The organism is Pseudomonas kairouanensis (assembly GCF_004682055.1).
Taxonomy (GTDB): Bacteria; Pseudomonadota; Gammaproteobacteria; order Pseudomonadales; family Pseudomonadaceae; genus Aquipseudomonas; species Aquipseudomonas kairouanensis.
This window is the reverse complement of the sequence record NZ_QUZU01000080.1, coordinates 1-13,201: the sequence shown is the minus strand read 5'-3', so window position 1 is coordinate 13,201 and position 13,201 is coordinate 1. Positions and strand designations below refer to the sequence as shown.

The 13,201-nt window shown below is 60.2% G+C and carries 10 protein-coding genes; 3 read left to right on the top strand and 7 right to left on the bottom strand.

Annotated features, from left to right (window positions below):
• A partial coding sequence (locus tag DYL59_RS30650; protein ID WP_135292528.1) for a beta strand repeat-containing protein occupies positions 1-4,836 on the top strand: 4,836 nt, incomplete at its 5' end.
• A gap of 122 nt (positions 4,837-4,958) precedes the next feature.
• Positions 4,959-5,297, top strand: a complete 339-nt coding sequence (locus DYL59_RS30645; RefSeq protein WP_135292527.1) for a tryptophan synthase subunit beta — start codon at positions 4,959-4,961, stop codon at positions 5,295-5,297.
• 45 nt (positions 5,298-5,342) lie between these two features.
• Here DYL59_RS30645 and lapD read toward each other — a convergent pair whose 3' ends face one another.
• Positions 5,343-7,289, bottom strand: a complete 1,947-nt coding sequence (gene lapD / locus DYL59_RS30640; protein ID WP_135292526.1) for a cyclic di-GMP receptor LapD — start codon at positions 7,287-7,289, stop codon at positions 5,343-5,345.
• Positions 7,290-7,300: 11 nt separating this feature from the next.
• Positions 7,301-8,017: a cysteine protease LapG gene (gene lapG, locus DYL59_RS30635; RefSeq protein WP_135292529.1), complete on the bottom strand. Its 717-nt coding sequence runs from the start codon at positions 8,015-8,017 to the stop codon at positions 7,301-7,303.
• Positions 8,018-8,283: 266 nt separating this feature from the next.
• Between lapG and bcsQ the strand changes: the two genes are divergently transcribed.
• Positions 8,284-9,258: a cellulose biosynthesis protein BcsQ gene (gene bcsQ, locus DYL59_RS30630; RefSeq protein ID WP_135292525.1), complete on the top strand. Its 975-nt coding sequence runs from the start codon at positions 8,284-8,286 to the stop codon at positions 9,256-9,258.
• Between the two features lie 228 nt (positions 9,259-9,486).
• On the opposite strand, the gene DYL59_RS30625 is transcribed toward bcsQ, so the two are convergent.
• The 5 genes from DYL59_RS30625 to DYL59_RS30605 form a co-directional block, all read right to left on the bottom strand.
• Complete coding sequence (locus DYL59_RS30625) at positions 9,487-10,674, bottom strand: methyltransferase (RefSeq protein ID WP_135292524.1); 1,188 nt, start codon at positions 10,672-10,674, stop codon at positions 9,487-9,489.
• On the bottom strand, positions 10,655-11,344 hold the full coding sequence (locus DYL59_RS30620; protein ID WP_135292523.1) for an ABC transporter permease: 690 nt from the start codon (positions 11,342-11,344) through the stop codon (positions 10,655-10,657). Before DYL59_RS30620 ends, DYL59_RS30625 begins: the two co-directional genes overlap by 20 nt.
• Positions 11,344-12,036, bottom strand: a complete 693-nt coding sequence (locus DYL59_RS30615; protein WP_135292522.1) for an ABC transporter permease — start codon at positions 12,034-12,036, stop codon at positions 11,344-11,346. The genes DYL59_RS30620 and DYL59_RS30615 overlap by 1 nt, the downstream gene beginning before the upstream one ends.
• A 74-nt stretch (positions 12,037-12,110) precedes the next feature.
• Positions 12,111-12,863 (bottom strand): ABC transporter substrate-binding protein, encoded by a 753-nt coding sequence (locus DYL59_RS30610; RefSeq protein WP_135292521.1) that lies wholly within the window; start codon positions 12,861-12,863, stop codon positions 12,111-12,113.
• 13 nt (positions 12,864-12,876) lie between these two features.
• On the bottom strand, positions 12,877-13,201 hold a 325-nt coding region (locus DYL59_RS30605; RefSeq protein ID WP_135292520.1), incomplete at its 5' end, for an ATP-binding cassette domain-containing protein.

Genomic DNA, 13,201 nt, shown 5'->3' with positions numbered 1-13,201 from the left:
GCGGGTGTTGGTAGCATCACAATCGGTGCTGATGGCGCGTACGCTTTCACGCCAGTTAAAGACTTCAATGGTGACGTGCCGCAAATCGGCTACATCACCAACACTGGGTCGAGCAGCACGCTGGACGTGAGCATCTCGCCTGTTGATGACGCAAGTGTTCTGGTCGCTGACAACGGCAGCGCTGAGGAAGATCACGTTGCCACTGGCAACGTGTTGACCAACGATGTGGACGTCGACAACGTACTGACCGTCGCCAGCTTCCAGGTCGGCGCGAACAGCTACGCTGCGGGTGCAACCGCCATAATCGCCAACGTGGGTACCATCACTATCGCGGCGAATGGCGCCTACACCTTCACACCAGTGCAGGATTTCAACGGTGCGGTCCCGCAAATCGGCTACACCACCAACACCGGTTCCAGCAGCACACTGAACGTGAACATCTCGGCAGTGGACGACCCAAGCATCCTGCGTGCCGACACTGGCAGCGCCCAGGAAGACCACGCGGCCACGGGCAACGTGCTGAGCAACGACACTGACGTTGATAGCGCGCTGAGCGTTGCCAGCTTCCAGGTCGGCGCGAACAGCTACGCTGCGGGTGCAACCGCCATCATCGCCAACGTGGGTACCATCACCATCGCGGCGAATGGCGCGTACACCTTCACGCCTGTGCAGGACTTCAACGGCGCGGTACCGCAAATCGGCTACACCACCAACACCGGCTCCAGCAGCACGCTGAACGTGAACATCTCGGCAGTGGACGACCCAAGTATCCTGCAAGCCGACACCGGCAGCGCCCAGGAAGACCACGCGGCCACCGGCAACGTGTTGACCAACGATGTAGACGTCGACAACGTGCTGACCGTCGCCAGCTTCCAGGTCGGCGCGAACAGCTACGCTGCGGGTGCAACCGCCATCATCGCCAACGTGGGTACCATCACCATCGCGGCGAATGGCGCCTACACCTTCACGCCGGTGCAGGACTTCAACGGTGCGGTGCCGCAAATCAGCTACACCACCAACACCGGCTCCAGCAGCACGCTGAACGTGAACATCTCGGCAGTGGACGACCCAAGCATCCTGCGTGCCGACAGCGGCAGTGCCTTGGAAGACCACGCGGCCACGGGCAACGTGCTGAGCAACGACACTGACGTTGATAGCGCGCTGAGCGTTGCCAGCTTCCAGGTCGGTGCGACCAGCTACGCTGCGGGTGCAACTGTAACCATCGCCAACGTGGGCACCATCACCATCGCGGCCAACGGTGCTTATACCTTCACGCCGGTCAAAGACTTCAACGGTGACGTACCGCAAATCGGCTACACCACCAACACCGGCTCCAGCAGTACGCTGAACGTGAACATCGTGGCGGTCAACGACGCACCGACAGCCACCAACGGTTCCATCGACGGTAACGAAGACACCCCGATCGTGCTGCAATGGTCGACCTTCGGCGTCAATGACGTGGACTCCACGCCGAAAGTGGTGTTCACCAGCCTGCCTGTTGCCGGTTCGATCGAGTACAAGGTCAACGGCGTGTGGGTCACACTCACCAGCGCAGATCTGGCCACCGCCACTTCGGCTGGCAAGGGGTTCAGCCAGGCTGACTTTGACAGCCAAAACGTGCGCTTCAAGCCAACAGCCAACGAATCGGGCGACAACAGCTTCACGAGCACGGGCGTGGGTAACAAGCAAAGCGACTACGCCGAGCTGAAGTTCCAGGCGACCGACGGCAACTCCAACAGCGCCACCAAAACCATCACCGTGGATATCCACCCGGTGGCGGATGCAGCGGTGTTGACCGTGAGCCAAGCCGGCGCCGCAGCGCAGGGCCTGACGATCCAAACCTGGACCGGCGGCAACCTGCCTACCGCGTTGGGCACCAACGGTAATGGCGTGGTCAAATCCAGTGATCTGATCAGCGTCATCGACGCCAAAACCGCCGCCAGCGCTGCCTCCACGGGCGTTGTTCACACCGTGAGCAACGACAATGTGGTGGCAACCACCGCGACCAAGGTCTCGGGCCTGATCTACCTGGAAGCCGGCAAGACCTACACCTTCACCGGTACGGCCGACGACAGCCTGGCAATCACCGTGGGCGGCAAGCTGGTGGCGACCGAAACCTGGAGCAGCGGCAGCGCGATCAGCGGGACGGCCTACACGCCAAGCGAGTCGGGTTACTACACCCTCGACATTTACCACTACAACCAGGCCGGCGCGGGTAACTACAACGTCAATGTGTCGATCAACAACGCCCCTTCGGTGTCGTTGGGCAGCAGCGGCATCCAGACCTACACCAGCATCGAGGCGCTGAAAGCCGCCGGTGCGGTGCTGGGCGAGAGCCATGTGGTCAATGGCGAAGGCTATTACACCGGCTACGTCTACAACAGCGGCCTGGAAGACACGGTTATCAAGGTCAGCCCGATTACCGCCACGTTCTACGACAATGACGGTTCGGAGACGCACAAGGTCGAAATCAGTGGCATGCCGGCAGGCACCGTGATTACGGATGGCGTCACCGGCCATAGCTACACATCGACCGGTACGACTGCGCTTTACGATGTCACCAACTGGAACCTGGGCACCCTGACCGTTAAACCATTCAAGGACTCCACCACCAGCTTCGACCTGACCGTGAAGGCGACGACCACCGAGGTGAGCACCGGAGAAACGGTAACGTCGACCGGCAAGGTGAGCATCGTGATCACCCCGGTCAACGACGCGCCGACCCTGGACCTCAGCACCGCCGATGGCGCTGTCGCCACCGGCTACAACGGCTCGTACACCGAACGCGCCGCCACGGGTGTTGCGATCACCGGCAGCGTGGCCATCGCCGATGCCGACAGCACCCAGATGCAAAGTGCGACCATCACCCTGAAAAACGCCAGCACAGGTGACCAGCTCACCTCCAGCCTGGTGACGGTGGGCGGTACGTACAAAGGCATCACTGTGACCAGCGCGGGGACTGACACCAGCGGCAAGATCACCCTGACGCTTTCGGGCACTGCGGATTCGGCGACGTACAAGGCGCTGCTTGAGTCGTTCCAGTATTCCAGCACCAGCAAGTACCCGGCCACCGGCGACCGTCTCATCGATATCTCGGTGAAAGACAATGCCGGCGCCGACAGCTTGAGTTCGTCGGTGGCCACCAGCACCATCACCGTTAAAGCCCAGACCTACACCCCTGTGGTGGAAGGTGGCGCGGCTGTCGATACCATCGACTTGGGCTCCAGCACGGCCAACAACATCGTGATCGGGGACAAAGGCGGTATCACCACGCCAGGTACCAACTACAACATCGCGTTTATCGTCGACACCTCGGGCAGCATTGGGGACAGCGCGATGAACTCGATCAAGACCCAGCTCTCAACGATCTTCGATACCTTGATCGCCAATGCCAACGCGAAGGGTTCGGGCGTGGTGAAAGTGCTGCTGATCGACTTCGATACCAAGGTTGAATCGCAGGTGTCGGTGAACCTGGCCGACCAGGCGGCTGCCAAAGATGCGTTGCAGGCAGTGCTGAACAACATGGCCTCCAACTCGAACGAGCTGACCAACTACCAGGATGCCTTCAACGCAGCCACCGCATGGTTCAAGGGCTCTGAAGCCACCAGCAACACCAGTGCAAAAAACCTGACGTACTTCATCACTGACGGTGCGCCAAACGTGTACAACGTGGTGTACGACAACCCCGGCCTGGGTGCGACCGGCGGCCGCAATAGCACAAACATCACCTTTGATGGCAAGGTCAACGGCAATACCTACACCCTGGGCCAGACCACCGAGCTCACCGCCACGATCTACGGCAAGACGCAGGTCATTGTCGACAAGGATGGCAAGGTCTACTCGTACAGCTCGAATGGCACCCAGACCTTTGAAGGTTATGTCGTGTCCGACGGCAAGGGTGGTTTCAACGTCTCGGGTTATGCCAGCAACTCCTACTGGTACGACTACGCGCTGGAGAACGCGAAGACCGCCTACACTGCGCTGACCAATGCGGTCACGGGCAAGGTCGAGGTGCAAGCGATCGGGCTGGGCAGCAATATCGATACCGACATGCTTCAGAAGTATTTCGATACCGACAAGACGGTCGCCGCGATCGACACCGCCAAGCTGGCGGATGCCATTACCGGTCACACCGCCGACGCTGGCGCGGACAAGCTCTACGGTGGTTCGGGCAACGACATCATCTTCGGTGACCTGATCAGCTACAAAGGTCAGGAGGGCAGCGCTGCACTCAAGGCGTTCGCCGCCGAGAAGCTGTCCATCACCGTCGACCAGGTCGATGACCGCACCCTGCACCAGTACGTCTCCGAGCACGTACAGGACGTGGGTGCCTTGGCCAACGCGTCGAACATCTACGGCACCAGCGATGGCGCCGATACGTTGATCGGCAACGCCGGCAACGACATCTTGTTCGGCCAAGGTGGTAATGACACGCTCAATGGCGGCGCGGGCAACGACATCCTGGTGGGCGGCAAGGGTAACGACATCCTTACCGGCGGCTCGGGTGCCGATACCTTCGTGTGGCTCAAAGGCGATACCAACACCAACGGTGGCTTTGATCAGATCACGGACTTCAAGCACAGCGAAGGCGACAAGCTGGACCTGTCTGATTTGCTGCAAGGCAATACCGACAGCAACTTGGACAAGTACCTGAAGCTGACCACCGACTCCTCGGGCAACTCGACACTGAGCGTGAGCAGCAGCGGTTCGTTCACCACCAATGGCGGTACGGCCGATGTCACCATCAAGGTCGATGGCGCCAACTGGGGCAATGGCAGCACCGCGATCAACAGCCTGATCGCCGGTGGCGACCTCACCGTCAAGCACCACGACTGATCCACTGGGGCGTCAATCTTTCGGGATTGACGCCCCTTTGGCATCCGGGTTGGGAAAAAATGTGTAATCTCTGTGGGCGTCGTGCGCGGCGCCTGCAGGGATTTTTTATTGGGAGAACGCTGATGTTCTACGTGCAACGCGATCACAACAACGCTTTGGTGCGCGTCGAGGCGCAGGCCTTTGCGGAAGCTACCGAGACGCTACCGGCCGACCACCATGAGATCCAGGCATGGTTCGGCGGGGACGAGATCGAAACCAGCCTCAAGCAGCTCAAGAGCAGTGACCTTGAGATGATCCGCGTACTGGACGACTTGATCCAGGTGCTGACGGCCAAGGGTGTGATTCGCATCACCGACTTGCCGCCAGCGGCACAGGCCAAGTTTCTGGAGCGTACTCAGGCGCGGGCGGCACTGGGTGGCTTGAGCGAGCTGATCAATGACGATGAAACCGGTTTGATCTGAACCGGGTACACCTCCTTCACGGTCTGTGCGTCAAGGAGGCGCGTTTTACTGCCAGGGCGCCGGTTCACCCACCAGTTGGCCTTGCACCCCTTCTACGCCCATTTCGCGGATCACCCGCAACTCCCCCTCGGTTTCCACACGCTCGGCAATCAGCGGCAGGTCAATGCTGTGGGCGGCCCGCTGGATCGCTTCGATAAAGATACGTTTGTGGCTTTCCTGGTCGATGGCGCGGATGTAGCTGCCGTCGATTTTCAGATAAGCCAGGCCCAGGTGTGCCAGGTTGCCGATCATGCTGAAGCGCCCGCCGAAACGTTGCAGGCCCAGGCTGAACCCCAGGCTGCGCATGCGCCGGATCATCAGTTCAAGCTGGGTTTGCTCGGGCACTTGTTCTTCGCCGATTTCCAGGATCAGGCGCGACCCCAGGGCGGGGTGCTGGGCCAGGCGTTCGAAGATATGCTCCAAGGCTTGCGGGTCGTTCAAGGTGGCGGCGGAGAGGTTCAGTGCCACTGACTGGTTGTGCTGGGCCAACTGCTTGATCACCAGGTCCAGCATCAGTTGGTCCAGGCGCGCGGTCCAGCCGAAGCGTTCCAGCCATGGCAGGAAGTGGCCGGCGGCGATGGTCTGGTCCTGGTTGTCGAGCAGGCGCGACAGCACTTTGTAGTGCAGCACCTGCTGGGTGTCGTTGCTGCTGACCACCGGTTGGAAGAACAAGCGGAAGCGACCTTGGGTCAGGGCGGTATCGAGCAGGTTGTGCCAACTGTGTGGGTCATCGCTGACATTGGCCTGGGTGTGTTGCTCCAGGCAGACCCAGCTCTGGCCGCTGCCGGCTTCTGCCTGGGCCAGGGCCTGGTCGGCCAGCTTCAGCAAGTCTGCCGAGGCGTCGCCGGGGTTGTAGGGGGCCAGGCCGATGTAGGCCACGGTAGGCATATCGGTGGCGCCGGTTTCGTAAAGGCTTTGCAGGGTGGCTTCCAGTTCCTGGGCCAGTTGCAGCGCTTCGTCACGCACCAGGCCCGGTGCGAGCACCGCGAACTCGCCGCCACGGCTGCGGGTGATCAGGTTGTGGGTTTCCGGGTATTTGGCGCAGGTGCGCACCAGTTGCTGGCTGACGGCTTGCAGCAATTGGTCGGTGCGCTGCCCGCCGAGGCGCTGGTTGAGGCCGGCCAGGTCGTTGACGCGCAAGATCAGCAGGTAACCGGAGCTGTCCTCCTCCAGGTTGCTGACCCGGGAGCTGAGCTGCATCTCGAAATAGCGACGGTTGGCCAGCCCGGTCAGGCTGTCCTGGTAAGACTCTACGCGCAGCTTCTCGCTGCGTTCGGTCTGCTCGTGGAACAACGCCTTGAGCTTCTCTACCATCTGGTTCATGGCCTGCACGACGCGGCGCAGTTCCGGGGTGCGCGGCAGGTCGGGCAGGCTCAGGAACTCGCGGCGGGCGATGGCGTGGGACTGCTCGACCATATAGTCCAACGGTTTGAGCTGACGGCGCAGCAACAGGGCACCCAGCACCGCACTCGCTGCACCGCACAGCAGCAGCCAGCCCAGGCTGCCCAAAGCGCTCTGCCACAGCTTGGCGATGGCAAACATCGGATGGCTCACCACCTCCACCCGTGCCGCCTGCTGCCAGCCACGGCTGACGATGGCGTCTCCGCCCGCTGGCGCGAGGCCGATCATCTTCACAAACCAGGCCGGTACGCCACTGGCGTCAGGTTCGGCGGCACGTTCCACCAGCACCTGGTCATTGCTCAGGTCGATCACGCGGATGCTGGCGTAGTAGCCGCTGTCGAAGATCGAGCTGACCATCAGCTCGGTCATCGCCGGGTCATCAATGTTCGGGGTCAACGACAGCGCCAGCGCGGTGGCGGCGTCCTGGGCGTGGGAGCGCAACTGGTTGACGTACTGGGTGCGCGAGCTTTCCAGGCTGACCACAAAGCTACCGCTGAAGGCGACCACCAGGAACACACAGATAGCGATCAGCAATTGTTTGAACAGTGACATCGTTGCTCCTGTTAATTATCCGAACTGGCCGGAAACCCTTCGGCGGTCATTTTTTTCAACACATCCTGCCACCGTGACAGGCGCTTGGTATCACCGACTTTCTTGTTGCCCGCCGCGCCAGTCAGCCACAGGCCTTCACCGTTGAAGGCGTACACCGGCAGCAGGTCGGTACGCTGGCTGGCGGGCAAAATCGGGTCCATCAGGCTGTCGAGCACCAGGGGCATGGCTTCGGGGCTGGAATAGTAGGTCAGCACCATGTGCGCGCGGTTCTGGCGCAGGGCCTTTACATAGGTGATGCGCAGCTTGTCCGCCGGGATGCCGAGATGGCGCAGGCTGAAGTATTTGGCGATGGCGTAGTCTTCACAGTCGCCGGCGCCTTTCCACAGGGATTGAATAGGCGTTGCCCAGTAATCGACCTCATGCCACAGGTCGATATCTTCTTGGTATTTCATCTGTCGGTTGAAGAACAGATTGACCACTTTGAGTTGCTCAAGCTCGCCGATCTGGCGCTGCGTCGACAACAGTTGCTGCCAGGCATCGATGCGTTGGCGTCCGGCACCCAGCGGTCCATAGAGCGATTCGGCGCGGCGGCTGATCTGGCTGAAATCCCAATCGGCAAGCAAATCGCCCAACAGCCCGCCACCTAGCACCAACGCGATGGCAAAACCGTAGAGAATCCGAGGGAGTTTAAAGCGTATCGCCACTGCGATTACCCAAGCTTGCAGCATTGAAGGTGCGGCAATGGTGCGGTGATAGAGGGTAAAAAACAATGGCACGGTGAAAGCACTTTGACGCTTTTTGTGGTAAGGGTGCGTCAGTAAATTGGCTAAATTCCGCTCGTCCGAAATACTGATCAAAATATCACCAAAATAATGACACTCGCCCGTGGCTGACACAGAATGGCTCCACGAAAGCGCTTACAAAAAGACTTCGGTGAATCTAGTTTTCTTACCGACCTCCCACGTCTTTAACGCGCCGTGAAGGAGCTTCGGCCATGAGCCGTACTGACGATCTGTTCGCCCTCTTTGGCAAGGGCGTTTCCCGCGACCCCAAAGGGCGAAATGCGCGGTTGCACTTCTTCGGCACCATCCCGTTCGATGATGGCACTCGCGTCAATATGAAGGACGGCTCGCGCTTTAGCGCCAATGCGCCTTACCCCAATGAGCAATCCCAGCCTTATGACGCGAACGCCCCCCGCCCGACGGTGGTGGCTGTGGTGTCAATCAATGGAGGCGTGGGCCGCAGCACGCTGGTGACAGCCTTGAGCAGCGGTTTGCAGCGTCTCGGCGAGCCCGTGGTGGCGTTGGACCTGGACCCGCAGAATGCGCTGCGCCAACACTTCGGTGTAGATCAGCAGCTGCTTGGCATAGGCCGGGGCAGCCTGATCAATGTGAAATGGGAGACCCTGCTGCAACCCGGTTTCGCCGGGTGCCAGGTGATGCCCTTTGGCGATATTGATATTCAGCAACAAGAAAACCTGCAGCGCTGGATGAGCCGGGAACCCCATTGGCTGGCACAGCACCTACGGGCGCTTGGTTTAAGCGAACGCCACACCGTGATTATCGACACGCCCGCCGGCAATAACGTTTATCTGCACCAGGCATTGAACCTGGCCGACCATGTGCTGGTGGTGGTTCAGTCGGACGCCGCCTGCCTTGGCACGTTGGATCAGATGGAGGCATTGCTCGCCCCTTATTTGGCGCGTGAGCGTGCACCGCGTTGTCATTTCGTGATCAATCAGTTGGATGAGCATTCGGCCTTCAGCCTCGACATGGTGGATGCCTTCAAGCAGCGCTTAAGTGAGAACCTGCTTGAGATCGTCCATCGCGACCCATCGATCAGCGAAGCGCTGGCCTTTAGCACTGACCCGCTGGATAACCTCGCCGCAAGCTCGGCCAACGACGACATTAATGAGTTGTGTCGGTTGTTACGCGCAGCCCGAAGCGTGCGCGTCGCAGCGGCGTTATAGGCTAAACGCCAGATGCTTATGCACAATCGGTTGGTTGCAGTGGTTACCCAACAGCCATTTTGTGGAGCGGTTCTCATCCTGTCGCAACTGCCTGTTTTACCGGCTTTTTATCGTTCTGTACAAAAAATGATCAATGCCGCTTTCCGCTTGTAGCGCTGATAGCGACAGGTGCTGAAAAGATTTCATCAACAGAGTTATCCACAGGCTGGCCTGCGACAATCTTGCCCCTTAATCGCGCTGGGCAAGCACCATCAAGTTGCGCGGCGTCAACGCCGTTTCGCAAAAGCTGCCCACCTCGACCTTGTAGCCGTTCTCGCGCAGAAACAATGCCCGATCCAGCACCAGCCACAGCTCCAACGGGCGCCGAAACAGACCACGCAGCAATTCCAGGTTCCTGACCTGCGCCAGGCGATGCCAGCCGTACGCCTCCAGTGCTACCCAATCCTGCTCGCCTGTGGATAACCCCTTCAGATTCGCCAGTTCCTGGCAGTAGGCCGCGAAAGGCTTGTCCAGCCAACTGGCGGACAGGGAGGGTGTGGGCAGGTATTCGTCGCAACCCCGCAGCTGGCGTTGTAGCTGGTCAAAACCCAGGCGCCGTGCCATGGAGATGTCCCGTTGCAGGCGCACTCGATTGCCGGCGGTGACGGTTTCGCTCAGTGGCAGGCCAAGGTCATCCACCGTTAATTGTAGGGTCGACGCGCGGCCGGCTTGGGACAGCGGTTGGTAGGCGTCGGCGCTGATGCGGTTGTAGCAGCAGGGTGCCAACGCCAACTGTTTGCAGCCGACGGCGGCGGCCAGTTGCAGCAGGCGTACATGCAGGTCGCCGCAGGCGTGCAGGGCGACGGGTGTGTGTTCGGGCCCCAGGGAGACGTCGGCCATCACGTCTTGCAGACGATGGGTTACGGGTAAACCGTGGTGATCACTCAGGGCTTGGCCGGTGGCGATCAGCGCCGGGTCGTATTCCAGGCAGGTGAGTTGTTGGCCGGTTTGCAGTAGTCGGCGGCCCAGGTGGCCTTTGCCAGCGCACCAGTCCAACCAGTGTCTTGGCGTATGGGCAAACTGCAACGCGGCGCCGAAGGCTTCGATCTGTTGCCACTTGCGGCCAGGTACATCGACGTTCAAGCGCGAGGGCGCACAAGGCAAGGGTTGGGTCGGTAATTTATCCACAGCACTGAGCTGGCGCGCTTGCGCAGCAAGCTGTGGAAAGGGCGCGGGGGCGGGCAGGTCGTGGGGGTGGTTGTGGCTATTGTCGGCGTCGGCCAGCGAGCGTTGGCGCAGCCATTGGGCGAGGTCGGGGTGTTGGGTTTCCCAGGCGAGTTGGCGATGGGTAAAGGGCCGTGGTTTCCACAGCCCTTGGTGCTCGATCAGGAAGGCATCCAGCGCCTGGAAGCGTGCCTCAACGTCCCTGGCAAGCATCGACGCGCAGCCAGCGTTCCAACAGTTTGAAGCCGCGCACCAGCAGGTAGGAGATCAACAGGTAGAACACGCCGGCGGTGAAGAACATCTCCACCGTCAGGTAGTTGCGCGCGATGATCGTCCTGGCCATGCCAGTCAGTTCAAGCAGAGTCACGGTGCTCGCCAGTGAGCTGGCCTTGAGCATCAGGATGACTTCGTTGCTATAGGCCGGCAGCCCGATGCGCGCGGCCCTTGGGAGGATGATGTAGAACAGCGTCTTGGGCCTGGACATGCCCAGCGCTCGGGCCGCTTCGATTTCCCCAGGTGGAATGGCCTGGATGGCGCCACGCAGAATCTCGGCGATATAGGCGGCGGTGTGCAGCGTCATGGTGGCGGTGGCACACCAGAACGGATCGCGCAGGTACGTCCACATGAAACTTGAGCGGATGCTTTCGAATTGAGCCAGGCCGTAATAGACCAGGAACAACTGCACCAGCAGCGGCGTGCCGCGAAAGAAAAAGATGTAGGCATAGGGCAGGGCGCGCACATACAGGCGCTTGGACGAGCGCGCGATACCCAGCGGGATGGCCAGTATCAGCCCGAGAATCACGGCGATGCTTACCAGCTCCAGGGTCAGGATGGCGCCCTGAATAAACTTTGGCAGCCACTTGATGATGACTTCCCATTCCATTACGTCGTCCTCACGAAGCCGCGGGCGGCGCGTTTTTCCAGGTAATGCATGACCACCATCGACAGTGAGGTCAGGCTCAAATAAATGAGCGCAGCGACCATAAAGAAGGTGAAAGGCTGTTTGGTCACGGTTACGGCGATCTGCGCATGGCGCATGATTTCTTCTAGGCCGATGACCGTGACCAGTGCGGTGTCTTTCATCAGGATCAGGAACAGGTTGCCCAACCCCGGCAGGGCGATGCGCCACATCTGCGGCATGATCAGGCGAGTAAAGATGCGAAACTTCGACAGGCCTAGCGCCACGCCCGCTTCACGATGGCCTTTGGGGATGGAGATGATTGCACCACGCAGCACTTCCGTGGCGTAGGCGCCGAAGCACAATCCCAGCGCGATCACGCCAGCGGCAAAGGCGCTGAGGGACAGGTCGGGGATGCCGAACAGTTCACCCAGTGCGCGTATTGCGTTGATGGTGCCGAAGTAAATCAGCAACACCCACAGCAGCTCCGGCACACCGCGAACAATGGTCGAGTAAGCGCCGCCAAGCCATTGCAACGGCTTGTACGGGGAAGTCTTGGCCAGGGCGCCGGCCAGGCCGAGCACCAGCCCCAGGCATAAAGCCGTGAGCGCCAGTTTGACGGTCATCAGCGCGCCAGCGGCGAGCGCGGGGCCGAATCCGTAGAGATCGAAATTCATGGTGTTTTCATATCGCGGCAGGCATTGCTAAAAGCCGACGCGCTCAAGTGAGCGCGCCGGGCATACCGTTCAGATCATTCGATGCTGAAAGGGAAGTACTTGTCGTTGATCTTCTTGTAGGTGCCGTCTGCCTTGATTTCAGCCAGGGCTTTGTTCAGGCGCTCGCGCAGTGGGTCGCCCTTGCGTACGGCGATACCGATCTTGTCGCTTTCTACAACCGGGTCGCCTTTGAACTCGTAGGCCGAACCGTCTTTGCTCTTGAGCCATTCGTACTGCACGTATTTGTCGGCCAGGATGCCGTCCAGACGCCCGGACGTCAGGTCGAGGTAGGCGTTTTCCTGGGTGTCGTAGAGCTTGGCTTCGGTATCCGACAGCTTGTCTTCCAGGTAGGTAGCGGCCAGCGTTGCGCGTTGTGCACCGATGACTTTGCCCTTCAAGTAGCCTGCGTCGGTCTTGAAGTCGGCGGTAGCTTTAGGGGCGATGAACTGCAGCTTGTTGGAGTAGTACGGGTCGGTGAAATCGACGGCCTGCTTGCGTTCGTCGGTGATCGACAGCGAGGACACCAGGAAGTCGAACTTCTTGGCGTTCAAGGCCGGAATGATGCCGTCCCAGTCGGACACATACACTTCGCACTTCTCGACTTTCATCTTGGCGCACAGGGCGTCGCCGATGTCTTTGTCAAAGCCGACCACGTTGCCGCTGGCGTCTTTATTGTTGAAGGGCGGGTAGGCCGCTTCGATCCCCATTTTCAGGGTTTCTGCCATGGCCGTGGCGCTGAACGCCATCGAGACGGCCGCGGCCAGAAGGAATTTTTTATAGTTCTGCATGCATGTTGCTCCGTTAGCGGTTGCTGGACATGAATTGTTTGCAGCGCGCCGAAAGCGGGTTTTCAAACACCTGCTGTGGCGATCCTTGCTCTTCGACCAGGCCCTGGTGGAGGAACACCACCTCGCTGGACACCTGGCGGGCAAAGCCCATTTCGTGGGTGACCAGCAGCATGGTGCGGCCTTCTTCGGCCAATGCGCGGATCACACTAAGTACTTCCTGAACCATTTCCGGGTCAAGGGCGGAAGTGGGCTCGTCGAACAGAATGACTTTAGGCTGCATCGCCAGGGTGCGCGCAATGGCGGCGCGTTGCTGTTGGCCGCCGGACAATTGCGCAGGG

What these genes read in the sequence shown, in the direction of transcription:
- DYL59_RS30645 (WP_135292527.1), top strand. Translation starts at nt 4,959, where the DNA reads ATGTTCTACGTGCAACGCGATCACAACAACGCTTTGGTGCGCGTCGAG.
- bcsQ (WP_135292525.1), top strand. Translation starts at nt 8,284, where the DNA reads ATGAGCCGTACTGACGATCTGTTCGCCCTCTTTGGCAAGGGCGTTTCC.
- lapD (WP_135292526.1), bottom strand. Translation starts at nt 7,289, where the DNA reads ATGTCACTGTTCAAACAATTGCTGATCGCTATCTGTGTGTTCCTGGTG.
- DYL59_RS30620 (WP_135292523.1), bottom strand. Translation starts at nt 11,344, where the DNA reads ATGGAATGGGAAGTCATCATCAAGTGGCTGCCAAAGTTTATTCAGGGC.
- DYL59_RS30615 (WP_135292522.1), bottom strand. Translation starts at nt 12,036, where the DNA reads ATGAATTTCGATCTCTACGGATTCGGCCCCGCGCTCGCCGCTGGCGCG.
- lapG (WP_135292529.1), bottom strand. Translation starts at nt 8,017, where the DNA reads ATGCTGCAAGCTTGGGTAATCGCAGTGGCGATACGCTTTAAACTCCCT.
- DYL59_RS30610 (WP_135292521.1), bottom strand. Translation starts at nt 12,863, where the DNA reads ATGCAGAACTATAAAAAATTCCTTCTGGCCGCGGCCGTCTCGATGGCG.
- DYL59_RS30625 (WP_135292524.1), bottom strand. Translation starts at nt 10,674, where the DNA reads ATGCTTGCCAGGGACGTTGAGGCACGCTTCCAGGCGCTGGATGCCTTC.